Source organism: Gordonia sp. ABKF26 (genome assembly GCF_041103195.1).
GTDB classification, from domain to species: domain Bacteria; phylum Actinomycetota; class Actinomycetes; order Mycobacteriales; family Mycobacteriaceae; genus Gordonia; species Gordonia terrae.
Window position 1 is genome coordinate 4865904 of the sequence record NZ_JBGCVZ010000003.1, and the last position, 17458, is coordinate 4883361.

Sequence of the window (17458 nt, forward strand, 5' to 3'; positions counted from 1 at the left end):
CCCGCAGCGGATCACCTGCTCCCCGATCGAACGCCAAGGCGTTGACGACCTCACCCATTTCTTCGGCTAGTCCTCCGGGCCGCACGCGGGAACGTCGACGTTCACGGTGGGGTCGTCGACGAGCGGTTGGATCGGGACCTCGGCGTCGCCGTGCGCGGAGGTGGGCTCGTCGATCGTCAGGACGATGGTGGCGGTCTGCCCCGGGGCGATGCCGACGCGCGTCGAGTAGTACGGGCGGCCGTGCAGGGCCTGCTCCACATAGAACGCCCCGCCCTCGCCGAGGGTCATCTCCTTCAGGACCGCACCCTTGGTCGCGAGGAACTCGACGTTGGCGAGGTTGGTGCCCTTCTTCACCGAGAGTTCGGTACCGAGGTTTCCGGCGACGTAGTCGGTCCTGTCGGCGGTGTCGAGGGTGTTGGTGAGCTTCACCGTTATCGTCGATTCCCTTGTGTCACCGTCGCATCCGCCGGAGGTATAGCTGATCTCGCGGCGCAGGTAGTAGTCCAGCTTGGTCCCGGACGCGTTGCCGACGGCCACCTGCAGGTAGGGCGAGGAGGTGTCCGAGATCTGGTGCCCCAGCTTGGTCGACTCGAGGATCCGCTGGTTCTCGTCGTCGGTGCTGTAGATCATGATCCGTCGCTCGTGGACGCCACGACCGAGCGCCTCGAGCAGGTTGCGGGTGCTCCCACCGGACGTGACGAGCTTGTTCACGACGGCCTGGGAGATCGACTGCAGGTAGTCCTTGCGGGCCTGGTTGTCGTCGGCGAAGCGCTGGTAGGCCGTCGACAGCGTGATCGGGACGACGTTGTCGGCGGTGATCTTCTCGCGGCCCACCGTCACCGGCCCGACGACCTCGAGCACGTACTTCAGCGCGATCGGGTCCAGCGCGATCGCCCCGTCGAGCTGCCGGCCGGTCTGCGCCCGCCAGTTCGCGAGCCAGATCTGCGCGGCGTCGGGGAAGTGGGCGCTCAGATTGCCGTTCCGGAAGTCGGTGTACGGCCGGTAATACGAGTAGATCGCGTCGTACTCGGGACCCAGATCGATCTGCGGGGTGGCCGGATCACGGAACTCCGAGTTGGCGCCGAGCTCCGGGATGGTCACCCGCCCGCCGGTCGCGTTCAGCACCGCGAAACCGCCGACGAGACCGCCGGTTCCGCGTGCCTCCGACGGCGTCTGGAACGCCATGAAGTAGTTCCGGGGACCGTCGGCGCCCAGCATCGACGGGACGAGTTCGGCGGCGATGCTCGTGGCCTGCACCGTCGAATCGGCGGCATCGACCTGCTCGGCGAGCTGGTCGCGGGCATCGGCAACCACGCCCAGCCAGCTCGGCTCGATCGCCGACACCTGCTCGGCCACCTCGGCCGACTTCTCGGCCACCGACTTCAGTGCGGGTTGGGCGTCACGCAGCAACGCGAGGTTGACGGTGTTGCCGGTACGCAGTCGGTTCGGGTCGAGGACGGTGGCGAGGTCGGCCGCCGGCACCAGCACGTCGGCTGAGAGCGCCGCGACGGCATCGCTCATCTGCTGTACCGACTTCAGCGGCGAACCGACGACCGGCATGGCCGCGGCCGCCGACCACAGGAAGCCGGAGGACCGGTCCTCGGCGTCCCGGGCGCTCGCCGACGCCGCCTCGGCCGCCTGCCGGGCACCGGCCTGATCGCCGTCGAGCATCAGGGTCCGGGCTCGGCTCGCGTCCGTGCGCACCGACTCCAGGTCGTCGCGCACCTGGAGCGCCGAATACGCCAGCCAGACCGTGGCCGCCGCGGCGAGGACCAGCAGGACCGCGACGACCTGAACGACGCGGTTGCCCGCGAGACGCCGGATCATCGGACCTCCCCCGCTCCCGGCGCCGGCGCCGGCGCCAAGCCGGCATTCGCCGCCAACCACCCGACCACCGCCTCCACCTTCGGCTCGATCTCGGCGAACACGCGATCGAAGTCCTCACGCGGACGGCCCATCGGGTCCACGATGTCGAGCTGCTCCGCGTTGGGGTCGAGACGCCCGCGCCCGGCGATGATCTCCGGCAGCGCACCGAGGTCGCAGAGCGCGGCGAACTCGGTCAGCGTGAAGACCCGCTTCCACCGAGCCGGCGCCATCTGCTGCGCCGCGGCGCGGTGTTCGCGACTCATGCACAGCACGAGGTCGGACTCCGCGAGCATCGGCGGCCGCAGATACCGGGACTCGAAACCCGCTGCGTCGTAGCCGTTCTCGACCAGCACGGCCGAGGCGTGCGGGTGGATGGGCTGGCCGTTGAGTGCCCCTACACCGGCGCTGGTCGACGTCACGGGGACACCGGCCCGGCCGGCGAGACCGGCCAGCACGCGTTCGCCGATCGGCGAACGGCAGATGTTGCCCGTACACACGAACAGGATCGACATCTGCGGCGTCGCCGCCTGATCGGATACGGTCACCATTCCTCCTCGATTCTGCGGGCCACCCGCGCCATCACGTCCGAATTCCCCAACTGCGCATGTGTCGCGTCGGTGTACATCACGTCGACGACGCCCCGCCCGCCGGGATCGACCACCCGTGCCCACTCCTGCGGGTCCGGGTTGTCCTGCGCCGCAACGTAGACGACCTTGTCGACGGCGACCGGACCCAGGTCGTAGGAACGAGCCGCGCCGGCCAGACTCCGCGTCCGTTCGTCGAAACGGCGCAGTGCCTCGGGGTCGTGCCGCTCGGCGAGCTCTCGCAGCGGGTGATCGGCGGCGCGCAGTTCCTCGTCGTCGACCGTTGCGAGTTCGGCGGGCGTCCGGGGGTCGAGCAGCACCAGCAGCGCCACCTCCGCACCGAGTTCGACGAGCCGGCGGGCGATCTCGTGGGCGATGACACCACCGACAGACCAGCCGACGAGCCGGTACGGTCCCTGCGGCTGGGTCGACCGGATGGCCTCGACGTGCAGTGCCGCGATGCCCTCGACCGTCGACGGGAGTTCCCGGCCGGCGAGCACGAGTTCGGGCAGCTGCAGCCCGAACACGGAGGCCGATCGCAGGGAGTCGCCCAGCACCCGGAACGGTTCGACGATGCCGGCTGCTGTGTGCACACACCAGATCTCCGGGCGCCGCTCGGCGGGGCCCGGGGACAGGGGCAACACGCGTCGCGCCGGGAGATCCACTGCCGCGATCCCGTCCAGCAACCGGGCGACCTCGGCCGGCGTGCGGTGGCCGAACAGGTCCGCCGCGTCGAGGACCCTCCCGGTCCGGGTCGCCAGCTCGTCGCGCAACTGCAGCAGGGCCAGCGAGTGCCCGCCGGCGGCGAAGAAGTCGTCATCCATGCCGACGTGTATCCCGGTGGCGCTCCCGTCGGCATCGCGGCCCGCGCCATGCTCGGGTGTCGGCTCGCCGAGGACGGTGCGAAAGGCATCCAGAACCGCTGCCTCGGTGTCGGTCCCGGGTTCGCGCACCGACTCCGACCAGACGGGTTCGGGCAGTCGCCGTGTGTCGATCTTGCCCGCACCGCTGAGGGGCAGGTCATCGAGCGCGACGATCCGGCTCGGCACCATGTGCCGCGGCAGCGACGACCGGCACTCGGCCTGGAGTTCGGCGACCGGCACCGACGGCGACACCACGTACGACACGAGGGCGGGCCCCACCGGTCCCCACCGTAGTACCGTCGCCGACCGGTCGGCACCCGCCCGCACGATCACCGCGTCGATCTCGGCGGGTTCCACCCGCTGCCCGCGGATCTTGACCTGGCGGTCCGCCCGCCCGACGTAGACCAATTCGCCGGTGTCGCGATCCCACCGCACCAGGTCGCCGGTCCGATAGCGGCGACTGCCGTCGGGGGCGGCGACGAAACTCGCCGCGGTGAGCGCCGGATCGCCGAGATAGCCTCGGGCAACCCCGGTTCCGCCGATGTACAGCTCTCCCACGACGCCCGGCGGGACGTGGCGCAATTGCGCGTCGAGCACCTCGGCGCCGATGCCGGGGCGCGGATGTCCCAGCCGGATCGGGTCGCCGCGACGGTAGGCGGAGGTGGACACCGTCACCGTCGTCTCGGTGGGGCCGTAGATGTTGCGGACCTGTGCGTGCTCGGACCACGTCGCGGCGAGGTCGGCCGACAGCGCCTCACCTCCGATGTACACCAGACGCAGCGCACCGATCGCCGCCGGCCGTAGCGTGCGGACGACCGACGGGGTGGCCGTGAACACGCTGACGCGTGTGTCGTCGAGGAACCTCGTCAGGTCGTCCCCGCCCGCGATCCCGGCGGGGACCACCACGAGCGTTGCACCCGCGGCGAGCGGCAGCAACATGTCGTGGAACGTCGCGTCGAATCCGGGACTGATGGCCATCCCGACCCGGTCCGTCGATTCGACGTCGGCGAGCGCGGCCACCCGGTGGACCCCCCGATGGGTCACCCCGACGACATTCGGGGTCCCGGTGGTGCCCGACGTCGTGATGATGTAGGCCAGCGCATCGCGCGACACCGGTGTGACCGGTTCGGACATCACCGGTTCCGTGGGTTGTGCGGGGATGTCGGCGGACGTGATCACACTCGCCCGGGCGCCGGCGACCACGTGGTCGATCCGCGCCGCGGGGTACGTGACGTCGACCGGTACGCACACGCCACCGATCCGGCTCACCGCCCAGATCGCGACCACCGACTCGATCGATCGCGGCACCACCACGGCCACGGCGTCGCCTGCACCGAGACCGCGCCGCCGCAGCGCGCGCGCGGTCACCGACACCCAGGCGTCGAGCTCGCGGTAGGAGAGCGACCGGTTCTCGTCGGCGATGCCGGGCCGGTCGCCGAACGCCGCGACGGCCTCGGTGAGGAGTTCGGCCAGCAGCGGTTCGGCCCCCGTCGGCGACGACGACCGCGCCCGGCCTGCGACGAATCCCCGCTCCGCGCCGGTGAGCGGTTCGACCGCCGCGAGGCGGTGCGACGGCTCCCCGACCACCGCCGTCACCGCGGCCACCAGCCGCTCACCGAGCGCGCGGATCATGGCTTCGTCGAACAGTTCCCGGCCATGGTGGACGCGCAACCGCCAGCCTCCGGCGTCGGGCACCGCCACGATGTGGAGATCGAACTCGCTGCGTGGCACGGTCCAGGCGTCGGCGGAATCGGTGTCGGCATCGGCGCCCGCGGAATCAGGCTCGTTCGCAACCGGATTCGGCCCGCCGGCCGGGTCCGCGAGCGAGAACGCGACCTGCACCAGCGGATGACGTCCGGGTACGCGCGGCGGATCGATCAGCGCGACGACATCATCGAAGGCGATGGCGGCATGATCGAGCGCCGCGAGGTCTTCGTCGCGGACACGCGTGATCAGGTCGCCGACCGTCATGCCGGGGGCGACCCGGGTACGCAACACGACGGTGGAGATGAGCATGCCCACCGTGCCGGCGGTGCCGGTGTCGCGACGCATGGACGCGGGGGTGGCCAGCGCGATGTCGTCGGACCCTGATTGCACCGCGAGGGCGAGTACCACCGCCGCGTGCAGGATGTGGAACTCGCTTGCCTGCGACCGCCGAGCGGCTGATGACACCGCCTGCCCCACAACCGCTTCGAGTGGGTACTCGATCGTGGCGGTCCGGAGGTCACGAACGGCGGGGCGTCGCTGCGCGAGGTCGAGTTCACCGCTGTACCCCTCGAGGGCACGACGCCAGAAGTCCAGCAGATCTCCCCGGGATCGCTCTTCGTCGGCCACCATCTGCCGGGCGACCACCGGGAAACCGGTCGGCGCCGGGCCGAGGTCGGTGCCGGCGAGAAGCGCGGTGAGTTCGCGCTCCACGATCGCGGCCGACTCGCCGTCCATCGCGATGTGGTGCGCGATCAGCACCGTCGCCACCGGCGTCACCTCGTCGTCGCCGGTGATCAGCCACACCCGGACCGGCGGTTCGCCGCTGAGATCGAAGGCCTCCCCGAGCATCCCGATCCCGTCGCCGGTCGCGAGCCGGGCCGTGCCCACCCGCCGGATGGGCGGCCGCCACGCACCCAGAACCCGCTGCCGAGGTCCGTCCGGTGAGGCGAGGTACCGGGTGCGCAGGGCCGGATGACGGTCGATCAGCGTCTCCACCGCGGTGACGACCGCGGGCTCGCCGACCCCGGTGGGAACGGGTACCACCACGGGCACCGCGTAGATCGGCACGGCACCGAGCATCTGCGCGCCCACCCACATCCGACGCTGCGTCGGGGCGAGCGGCAGATCGCCGTGGTCGGCCTCGCCTTCGGCCGGGCCCACCGTCGGCACGGCGACGGCATCCCGGGCGGGGTCGGCGTCGGCCGGCTCGTCGGGGAGTTCGGTCAGCGCCTGCGCCAGTGCGATCGGGGTGGGGTTCTCGAAGAGCACGCGGGTCGGTACCCGCACACCGAGACGACGGCCGAGCGCGGAGGTCACCCGGGTGGCCGACAGCGAGGTACCGCCCAGCGTGAAGAAGTCGTCGGCCTCCCCCACCGATCCCGGCGGCACCTCGAGCACCTCGGACATCACCTCGGTGATCGCCCGGACGAGTGGAGCCGATGACGCCGGGCGAACGGACGCCACGGGTACCGGCTCACCGACCGACCGTGCTCCCGGCACCTGGTGGGCCGCCACATCGTCGGCGACCGGCGCACCGGCGACGGGGAACGGTTGCCCCGGATCGCCGGCCGCGGCCAGCAGGAATCTACGGAAGTCGTCGAGCAGAGCACGCGCGACCTCGGTCGGCACGGATGCGGAGTGCACGACGGTGATGTGCAACTCGTCGTCCTGTTCGGCGAGAACGACTTCGAGGTCGTACTTCGCGTCCACCGTGGCCGTGAACTCCGGCACCAGGGTCGCCACCACCGAGTCCGCGCCGGGTCCTCGGTCATTCGACGACGGCCCGGCGAGCACAACCTCGCCCGACGACTGGGGCACGACGTCCTGGTTGACCAGCAACACCGAGATCAGCGGGTCCCCCGCCGCCCGGTCATCAGGGCGAACCATGCGAGCGACGTCCTCGTACGGGACCTCGCTGTGCAGTTGTGCGGCCAGGGCGGCATCCCGTGCCCGCTCGACGGTTTCGCGGATCGTCGACCCCGGGTGCAGATCGGTCCGCAGCGCGACGGTGTTGACGAACATGCCGACCACCGACTCCCATTCCGGCGCATGCCGGCCGTGCACCGGCACACCGATGAGCAGGTCCCGTTCGCCGGTCCACTGTCCGAGCAGCGCGGCGAGCGCGGCATGCGCGACCTGGAAGACGCTCGCCGACAGCGTCTTCGCGGTCTGGTGCAGGGTTTCGGTGCCGACGATGGAGGTCGACAACCGCCCGACGACGCGGCCGGCCGCCGCATTCCGGCCGGTGTCCGGGCCGCCGGGATCGACGCTGCCCGGCAACCGGAGGGGACCCGGCGCATCCGCGAGCGTCGAGGCCCAGTACCGCAGTTCTCGCGCGTATCTGCTGTGTGGATCGGCTGGATCACCGAGCCGCGTGATCTGCCACTGGGTGAAGTCGGCGTAGGTGAACGCCTCGTCGGCCGCCACCGAGAGCCGCTGGCCGTCGTATGCGCGGAGCAGGTCCGCGAGCAACACCCGGGTCGACCATCCGTCGATCGCGATGTGGTGCAACACCGCCGCCAGATGGGTGTGCGGATCGTCGGCCGCGTCGAGCTCGAAAACCGTGGCCCGGAACCCCGACTCGGACTCGAGGTCGAAGGGCAGGCGAAGGAAGCCCTCGATCTCCCGACGAAGGCCCTCGGGACCGGCCGCCGCGTCGACGAGGCGATGCCGCAGCACCGGACTCCGATGCTCGATACGCCGCTGTCGCGGCCCGGACGGCGAATCGGGATAGACCGTCCGGAGAACGGCGTGGGCCGCCACGACCTCGTCGACGGCCTTTCGCAGGCGTGCGAGATCGACGCGTCCGCGGATCCGGAGCACGACCGGAACATGGTATGCCGTCGAGAGCGGCTCGACGTGGTGATGAATCCACATGCGGCGCTGCGGATATGCCAGTGGCAGCACCTCCGGCACCGGGAGTCGTGCGGGCGCTGCGCTCACGGCAACGCCGCCGGCGCCGGCGAGCAGCTCATCGACGCGCCGGGCGACACCCGCCACCGTGCGCGCCTCGAAGATCACGCGGACCCCGATGTCCGCGCCGGTCGCCGCGGCGAGCCTCGACGTCACCTGAGTGGCCGACAGCGAGGTGCCACCCTCGGTGAAGAAGTCGGACCCGGCATCCATGGACGCCACCGGACGTCCGAGGACCTCGGCCCATACCGCCGACACCAGTTCTTCGGTGGCGCCGGCGGGCGGGCGGCCGGCGCGGGCAGCGGGAGCGGTCGCGGCGCCGGCGAAGTCGGGATCGGGCAACGCGGCCACGTCGATCTTCCCGTTCCGCCCGATCGGCAGCGCCGACACCGACACGAACGCGCTCGGGATCATGCTGCGGGGCAACAGGTGTGCCAGTTGTCGGGAGAGGTCCGCGGCCTGTGCGCCGTCCTCGGCCACCACCCACGACACCAGGATCTTCTCCCCCGCCGGGGTGGTCCGCGTCGCGGTCACCGATGTCGCGACGCCGGGCAGCCCCGACAGCGCCGCGTCGACCTCGCCCGGTTCGAGACGCACGCCGCGGATCTTCACCTGATCATCGGTGCGACCGTGGATCACGAAGGTGCCGTCCGGGCGGCGGTGGACGAGGTCGCCGGTCCGGTACATCCGGCCGCCGTCGCCGTGGGGATCGGCGACGAACCCGCGCGCCGTGGCCGACGGGTCGCCGAGATAGCCCCGCGCCAGACAGTTTCCGGCGAGGTAGAGCTCACCGACGGTGTGGTCCGGGACCGGCCGCAGCGCGGAATCCAACACGTACATGCCGACTCCCCGCAGCGGAGAGCCGATGGAGATCGGCCCGCTGGGGTCCGTGGTGAACCGCGCACTGCTCACCGCGACGGTGGCCTCGGTCGGACCGTACTCGTTGCTCAGCGTGTGCCCGACGGTCCAGTCGCGGACCAGCCCCGCGCCGAGCGGCTCACCGCCGACCGCCACGTGTCGGACACCGGGGAGTTCGGGCGAACGCATGGTCGCGAGCACCGACGGTGTGGTCAGCAGGACGCTCACCCGCTCGGCGTCGACGAACCCGGTCAGTTCGTCGGCCGCGATGACGTCGGGCGGGCACATGACGATGGTCGCGCCGGCGACCATAGGCGGCACGACACCCATCAGGTGGGCGTCGAATCCGGTTGCGTACGTGTGCAACACCCTGTCCGGCGGATCGAGCCGAAGGCGGGTCACGGTGTCTCGCGCCCAGCCGGACAGGCCGCGATGGGTCACCTGGACCCCCTTGGGCCGTCCGGTGGTTCCCGACGTGAAGGTGATGTAGGCGACGTCGTCCACCGACAACGGCCGCACCCGCTCGGTGGTGTCGAACGGCGCCGGGCCCGGCGTGCGCGCGCTGGGATCGGGGTCGCGGGCGAGAATCTCGTCGAGCGCGATCGCCCGGACCCCCGCGGGCACGGACTCCGCGGCGAGGGTGAGGACCGCACGCGGCCGGCACCGCTCGACGATCATCTGCTTCCGACCTGCCGGATCCGCGGGATCGACGTTGACGAAGGCCGCTCCCGCGCGCGCCGCCGCGACGGTCGCGATGACGCCGAAGACCGAACGCGGCAGCAGGGCGACCACGACGTCACCCGGACCGATCCCCGAGGCGATGAGCTCGCGGGCGACACGCGTCGCCGACCGGTCGAGGTCGGCGTTGGTCAGTGCGGAACCGGGTCCCGGGCCGAGATGGCGGCGGTCGACGACCGCGATCGCGTCCGGTTCGGCGGCGAGACGTCCGGTCAGCAGCTCGTCGAGCGTCTCGGGGCCCCGGGTTCGGCTCTGCGCGTGGAGGTCCGGGGGCGAGACCGCGGGGGCGAGCAGGGCCGCGACCGGGCGGAGCGGTTCCCGCACGCCGCCTCGGATCGTCTCGATGACGAGGTCGCACAACGCATCCAGCCGCGCCGCGCTCGCCACCGCACCCGTGCACGCCATGGTCAGGTGAAGTGCACCGTCCCGGCGGAACATCGACACATCCACACCGAAGAGCGGAACACCCCACAGCGCAGGGCCGCCGGGCGCCATGCCCGCGCCTCCGCCGTCACCGCCGGCCGCCACGAGCTCGTCCGGGACGGCGCCGAACGAGACCTCGAAGAGCGGGGTCCCGGCCTTCACCCGTTCGGGATCGGCGATCTCGGTGATCTCGGTGAGCGGGAGATCCGCGTGCGCGAACGCGCCGAGATCGACCGCGGTGACCGTCGCCAGGAGGTCGACGAAGCGGAGATCGAGGTCGATCGGGGTGTGCAGCGGCACGGCGCGGGCGAATAGTCCCGGTACGGCGAGCAGTCGCGGATCGAGCCGTCCGGACAGTGCCGTGCCGACCGTGACGACGTCGGTCCCGGCCTGTCTCGCCAGCACCGCCGCGAGTGCGGTGTGCACGACGATGAACGGCGTGCTCCGTCTCGTCACGGCGAGTTCGTCGAGGCTCGCGGTCTCGGATCGGTCGAGGCTTCGGTGCGTACGGTGCACCACTGTCCGGTCCGGGGAGTGCGGGTCTGGGGAGTGCTCCTCGGGGACGGAGGGGTGTTGGTTCCCCGGAGTGAGTTCCGGGAGCCGCAGTGGCTCCACGGCGCGGTCGAACGCCGAGACCCAGTGGGCGACCAGCTCGGCGTGCCGCGCGGCCAGCGTCCGCGATCGCCACGCCGAGTACTCCCGGTAGTCGATCTCGCCGCGTGCGGAGAGTGTGCCGGCCAACGCCGAACCCAGTTCCGCGAACAGGATGGGGAACGACTCGCCGTCGACGGCGATGTGGTGCGCGACGACGAGAAGCCAGCTCTGACCGCCCATCTCGCCGATGCGGACCCGCCACGGCAGCTCGGCAGCCAGGTCGATGGGTGCGTGCAGTGTTCCCAGCGTCGCCGCCACCGACTCGGCGTCGGCGACCGGGATCGTCGCCGCCAGTGCTTCTTCCAGGACTTCCACGACGTACTCGTCGCGGAGGCGGCGTTGCACCGGCCCGTCGGCTCCGACCGGGAACACGGTGCACAGCGCGTCGTGCCGCGTCACGACTTCGACGAGGGCACGGCGGAGCGCGTCGGGGCGGGCGTCGACGGGAAGCGCGAGGGGCATGAGGTAGCCGGTGAAGTCCGGTTCGGTCCGCCACCGGAGCCACAGGTCCATCTGCTCGGGTGTGAGGGTCAGGTCTGCCCCGGCCGCGAGCGGCGCGAGACCGGGGTGGACGCCGTCGACCGGACGTACGGTGTGCGCCGTGGCCTCGATGTGCGCGGCGAGGGCGGCCACCGTCGGGTACTCGAAGACATCGGCGACGGCGACGTGATCGCCCGTTCCGGCGAGCGCGGCCGCGAGCCGCGCCGCCGACAGTGAGGTTCCCCCGGCTGCGAAGAAGTTGGTGTCCGCGTCGAGCACGGCCTCGGTTCCGATCACCGTCCGCATGGCGCCCACGATGGACTGCTCGGTCGCCGTGAGCGCCCGCGGCGACGTCCCCGGAACCTGCGGTAGTAGACCGGTCAGCCGACGGCGGTCGAGCTTGCCGGTCGACGTCATCGGCCAGCCGTCGACGATCGCGACCCGAACCGGAACCATGTGGCCCGGAAGCCGGTTCGCGCAGGCGGTGCGGAGGTGGTCCTCGTCGAGGGCGTCCAGGACGTCGAAGTCGGCGAGACCGTCCTCGGTGACGAAGGCGAGAAGCCGTTCGTCGCCGGGACGGCTCCCCGGATCGACCAGCACACGCGCGTCACCGACCCCGGGCACGTCGCGGAGCGCGGCCACGATCTCGCCGAGTTCGATACGGTGGCCGCGGATCTGGACCTGGTCGTCGGTGCGGTCGAGATAGACCATCCGACCACCGGCGAGTTCGCGCACGCGATCACCGGTGCGGTACATCCGGCGTCCGGAACCGTTCGGGTCCGCGACGAATCGCGTCGCGGTGACTCCCGGCGCGTTGTGGTAACCGAGGGTGACCTGATCGCCGCTCGCATACAGTTCGCCGACGGCGCCGACCGGGACCGGACGCAGATCCCGGCCCAGGATGGCCGTCGCGACCCCGTCGAGCGGGATTCCGATGTCGCTTCGCTCGTCGTCGACGTCGACCTCGGTGGCCGTCAGGTGCACGGTCGTCTCGGTGATGCCGTACATGTTCACCAGCCCGACCTCGGGATGTGCGACCGCCCAGTTCCGTAACGAACTCGGCGACAACGGTTCTCCGCCGAAGACGACGGTCCGCAGCGTCCGCGGTCCCGGTTGCACACCGGTGGCGGACACCGCCGGGTCGATGAGGTTGCCGAAGGCCGTCGGGGTCTGCGAGCAGACGGTGACCCCGTACCGGTCCAACGCCGCGGACAGCAACCCCGGGTCGAGGACCGTCTCGCGCTGCAGCACGACGACTTGGCCGCCGGAGGCCAACGGGCCCAGGATCTCCCAGACCGAGAAGTCGAAGGCGTAGGAATGGACCCAACTCCACACGTCGCGTTCGGTCGCCTCGATGGTGTCCAGCGCCGCTCCGAGCATCGCCGCCAGGTTCGCCCGGGTCGCCATCACGGCCTTCGGGACGCCGGTGGAACCAGACGTGTGGATCACATACGCCCCGCCCGGAACCGGCTGTGCCCGAACCCCGTCCACAATCGGACGGACCTCGGTTCCGTCCTCGATGAACGCGGCGGGTGCGGTCGCGGCCAGGATCAGCTCCGTGCGGGACGGCGGGTCACCGGGTTCGATCGGCACGTACACCGCGTCGGCCATCAGCACCGCGACGATGGCGACCACGGTGTCCGCGCTGCGCGGCAGGATCAGTGCGACCCGATCACCCGGCCGGACCCCGTTCTCGCGCAGCCTGATCGCGACGGCTTCGGCCCGGTCGCGTAGTTCCCGGTAGGTCAGGGTCGCGTCGCCGGCGACCACCGCGGGCGCGTCCGGCCGGGTGTCTGCCTGACGCCGCAGCGCGGCGATGGGGTCGACGGGCGTGGTCCGGCGGACCCCGCCGCTTCTCGTCCGAGCGGTCGGTACCGGGAGGCATCGGGCGATGACCGACTCCGGGGACGCGACACCGAGCGCGACGACCGTCTCCACGAAACGATCGAGCAGGTGCTCGGCCGCGACGGTGTCGACGCGTCGCCCGGCGACGGTCAGCGCGACCGACAGCCCCTCCGGGTCGTCGAAGACGGTGAGTTCCAGCGCGGTTCGTGCCTGGCCGGTCGGCAGCGTCTCGACATCGGCGAAGACGGCGGCGCCGGGGAGATCCGGCCGGGAGGCGTGGTAGGCGAAGATGACGTCGGCGAGTCCGGTCGGCGCCGCATCGGCGTGGGTGATCGCAGCCGTGAGATCTGCTCCGACGCGGGCGAGGGCCTCGGCGACGCCGCTGTGCCGAACGCCGATGGTACGCACCGGCACCGTCTCGACGAACATGCCGACCGGCCGGAGTTCCTCGGTGGTGAACCGCCCCGACACGGGCACCGACATCACGATGTCGTCGGTGTCCGAGTACTCGGCCATGGTGGCCGAGAGTGACACGCACAGAAGGGTGTTCAGAGTCGTCCCGGCGTTCCGCGCTCGGACGGAGGCCCGTTCGCGGGCGTCGCGACCGATCGTCCGACGAAGGGTCGTCGCCGGACCGGAGGTGAGTCCCGCCGGCAGTGCTCGCGCCGGCTCGGGCAACGCGAGGCGCATGGGAGCCTCGCGCATGACCTTCGCCCAGTGGACCTCTGCGGTCGGATCGATCGCGTGCGACCGCGCGTTCAGCGCTGCCCCGAAGCCCACCGCATCCTCGGTCCACACCGGCTCCCCGCCGTCGAGACGGGCGCGCAGTGCATGCGCGAAGTCGTCGACCACGATGTGCAGGGACCACTCGTCGACCGCGATGTGGTGCGCGACGAGCACGAGTTCGGTCTGTGCGCCGGTCTCGTCGACAACTGCACGCCAGGGCATGTCCACGGTCAGGTCGAAGGGCGCCGAGACCGCGAGTTCGACGCCGGTGGCATCGAGTGTGCCGGTGGTGATGGGAACCGGTATCCGCGCGTCGCCGACTCCGCGGACGACCGCCACCGGTTCCCCGCCGGTGTCGGGATAGACCGTCCGCAGCGCCTCGTGCCGGGCCGCGACATCGACGAGCGCGGCACGGACGACGTCGGCCGCGACCCCCTCGGCGAGAACCAGTCGCACCGGGAGGTGGTAGACGGTCGCATGCCTGTCGGCGCGGTTGAGCAGCCAGATCTCCTGCTGCGCACGGGTCGGGCGATAGCGGGTGACCCCCGGGTTTCCCGGCGACTCCCCCGGCCCGGAACGACCTTGCTCCGCCGCCTCCAGTACCGCCGCGAGTTCGGCGAGAGTGGTGACCTCGCCGAGATCACGCATGCTCACGACGACCCGGAGGGAGTCACCGAGGTGCGTCGCGAGCTGCATGAATCCCAGTGACGTGGCACCGAGTTGGACGAGTTCGTCGTCCATCGAGGGATCGGGAACACCGAGAACGTGCGTCACCGCGTCGGCGACGGCGTGTTCGAGCGGCGTCGACGGGCGTCGTTGCGCGGCCCGGGATTCCGGTGCCGCCGCGATCAGCTCGGCGACGTCGGCACGGTCGGCGACACCGACCGCGTCGAGCGGCACCGACTCCAGGATGGCCACCCGGCGCAACCAGAGCACCGTCGGCAGTTCCGCATTGACCCGGCGTCGCACCGAGGCCCGAACATGGTGTGGATCACTGTCTTCGGATTCCCCGGCCGTTCGGCGTCCGGCCGGGGACAGGCACAGAGCGATCCCGACACCGTCGCCGAGCACTGCCGCGCGCGCCACGGCGACACCGGACACCTCGGTGGCGGCACGCTCGAGGAGTGCGAGATCGACCCGGACCCCGTCGATCTCGACGATGTCCCCGGCACGGTGGTCGATGACCACGTCGCCCGTTCCCGGCTCGCGATGGCCACGGTCCCCGGTGGCCACCATCCGTCGGCCGGGCTGCCACGGGCACGCAACCATCATCGTCGCGGTCCGGGCGCCGTCTCCGACAACGTACTGTGGCGCACCGATTCCCGCGATGTAGATGTCACCGGTGATCCCCGGGGGCAGCGGACGCAGCCGGTGGTCGAGGATCGCGACATCGACGCCGCGTCGCGGCCGTCCACTCGGCAACGGTCGGTCGATCGGCCGATCCGGGCGGATGCGGTCCGTGATGGTGTAGGGCCCCAGCACGCCACCCGGGCTGTAGGCGGTCCGTACGTCCCGCCCGAACGCGAACCGCACGGTCGGCGCCGGCATGGTGCCCGAGTCGACGACCAGCACGGTCGTCGCCGCGCCGGCCGAGGTCTCGTCGAGCGGTCCGGCAGGGACGACGGCGTGCGTCGCGAGGTCGGTGTCCGGGTCGACGAGGCGCAGCCCGTGAGCGGCGCACGCGGCCATCTCGAGATGCGACGCCCAGGAGGCCTTCGGCGCCATACATGCGAGTCGCCCGTAGCCCGGGCCGGACGCCGCCGGGGCGAACACCCCGTCGACGATGAGTGTCGCGACGGCATGCTGCGGGATCGCGACGACGTCCGCGGCCCCGAGAGCTCCGACGACTCCGTGGACGACACACGCGGTGTCGTCCGGGCGGGACGCCGCCGATCCCGGCGCCGGCGCGACGTCGGCCAGTCCGGCAAGTGTCCACACCTCACCGGCGGAGACGCCGGCGGGCGGATCGGTGGCGTCGTCCGCGATCACCAGCAGGGCGCCGGGCGCGCCGCTCACGGCGTGCGGAATCGATTGCGGTGCTGCGGGATCGACCAGGAGCGCGGCGGCTCCCGACGCGGCGACGGCCCACCAGGCGAGCAACCGGTCCGCATCCGACGCGACCGCGATGGCGACCGTGACACCGGGCCGCGCCCCGACCGTGCGCAGTTGCGCCCCGAGTCGGCCCGCACGGGCGTGCAGCTGCTCGAAGGTGAGCAGCGCGGGTACGGACGTCCCGGGGTACTCCACCGCGGGCTCATGCCGCCGCCGGGCTGCGGCGTCGGTCAGGGCCTCCCAGAGGCTGCCCGGCTGCCTCGCGCCGGTGTCGGTCTCGGTGCCGGCGTCGGTGTCGATCTCGGGGAATCGCAACGGCAGGTCGTCCACCCGGGTGTCCGGCTCGCGGAGGAACGCATCGGCGAACGTGTCGAGCATCGACAGGAACTGACCGTGGTGTGCGGCCACCTCGGCATCGTCGTACCGGTTGGGATTCGCCTCGACGCCGATCATCAGCGAGGAATCCTGGTCCTCGCCGGGTACGGGGTAGATGTTGATCGTCAGATCGTCGGCCGGGCCCACGGTGAGGATGTGGAACGTGGCGCGCGCGTCGCCGCAGGGGAATTCCCGGTCGAACAGCATCAGGTTGAGCATCGGACCCGAACGTTCCTGGGCCGCCGTCCGCGGCGTCGCCCCCGAGGACTCGTCTCCGGCGACGTCGGCCCAGATGTCCTCCCCGCGATACCGCTGGTGGCGCAGCGCACCCATGAGCGCGGCCTGGGTGGTCCGGAGGGCGTCGGCGACGGTGCCCGCACCGGTGACCCCGGTGCGCAGCGGCACGATGTTGGCCACCGGCAGCGGGGTGGCCCGCAGCGCCGCGGTCGTCCGTGCGGCGACCGGGAACTGGAAGATGACCTCGTCGCCCTGCGCGGCCGCCCGGCCGAGGTAGGCGGCGAAGGCGGCGACCAGCACGTTGGGCAGCATCGTCGAACCGCGGTGCGCGGCCTCGCGCAGCCTCGCCATGGTGGCCGGGGGCACCGCCGACGCGACTCGACGGGCCACCGCCGCGGGACGCCCCGGACGATGCGCCAGGGTCGCCGCGATGCCGACGCCCGCCATGTTGTCCCGCCAGTACGCGCGGTCGGTGCCGAACCGTTTCGACGCGCGGTACTCGGCGTCGGCCCGGGCGGGGAGGTCCAGGTCGACCGGTTTCTGCGCCGGAGCGGGCTCCCCGGTCACCGCGGCGTGATAGGCGACGAGGGCCTCGACCATCCGGTCCTTGCCACCCATCCCGTCCGAGAGCAGGTGATGGCCCCGGTTGTAGACCAAGGACTTGGTGTCGGACAGCCGGAACAGGCACCCGCGTGCCGTCCGGTCGACGCGTGGATCGAGCGGACGCGAATAGTCCTGCGCCATCATCTCCTCGGCGACGGCGCGGGGGTCGGGCCGGTCACGGAGATCGATGATGTCGGCCCAGTAGTGCAGGCCGGGGTCGTAGACGCCGACGAGCCCGTCCCCGGTGTCGACGAACCGGAGCTGGGTGAACTGCGCGTGTTGCACCACCGCGCTCGTCGCGGCGACGAAGAGTTCGGCGTCGATGGGCCCGTCGATCTCGACATACTGGGCGACGTTGATCGGCACATCGAGCGCTGCCTGCTGGGTGAACCACAGCGAACGCTGGGCCGCGCTGAGCGCGAACTGTCGTGGGGCGTCCGGCACCACGATCTCCGGGTTGGACGAGTCGCTCATTCGACGTCCCGGCGTTCATGACGACGGCCGGGGAGACCCGGGCTCACGGGCCGGGCCGAC

3 protein-coding genes are annotated in these 17458 nt (G+C 71.5%); all 3 read right to left on the reverse strand.

What is annotated here, in order from left to right; genetic code table 11:
- Nucleotides 1–66: 66 nt before the first annotated feature.
- From AB4Z55_RS22490 to AB4Z55_RS22500, 3 genes are read right to left on the reverse strand one after another with little or no spacing between them, the layout of a single operon-like run.
- On the reverse strand, nt 67–1827 hold the full coding sequence (locus AB4Z55_RS22490) for a DUF4012 domain-containing protein (RefSeq protein WP_369520579.1): 1761 nt from the start codon (nt 1825–1827) through the stop codon (nt 67–69).
- The gene (locus tag AB4Z55_RS22495; protein WP_033205307.1) at nt 1824–2414 is read right to left on the reverse strand and encodes a low molecular weight protein-tyrosine-phosphatase; all 591 of its coding nucleotides are present in this window, start codon (nt 2412–2414) and stop codon (nt 1824–1826) included. Before AB4Z55_RS22495 ends, AB4Z55_RS22490 begins: the two co-directional genes overlap by 4 nt.
- Nucleotides 2408–17398, reverse strand: coding sequence for an amino acid adenylation domain-containing protein (locus AB4Z55_RS22500; protein WP_369520580.1), 14991 nt, complete (start codon nt 17396–17398; stop codon nt 2408–2410). The genes AB4Z55_RS22495 and AB4Z55_RS22500 overlap by 7 nt, the downstream gene beginning before the upstream one ends.
- Nucleotides 17399–17458 lie beyond the last annotated feature (60 nt).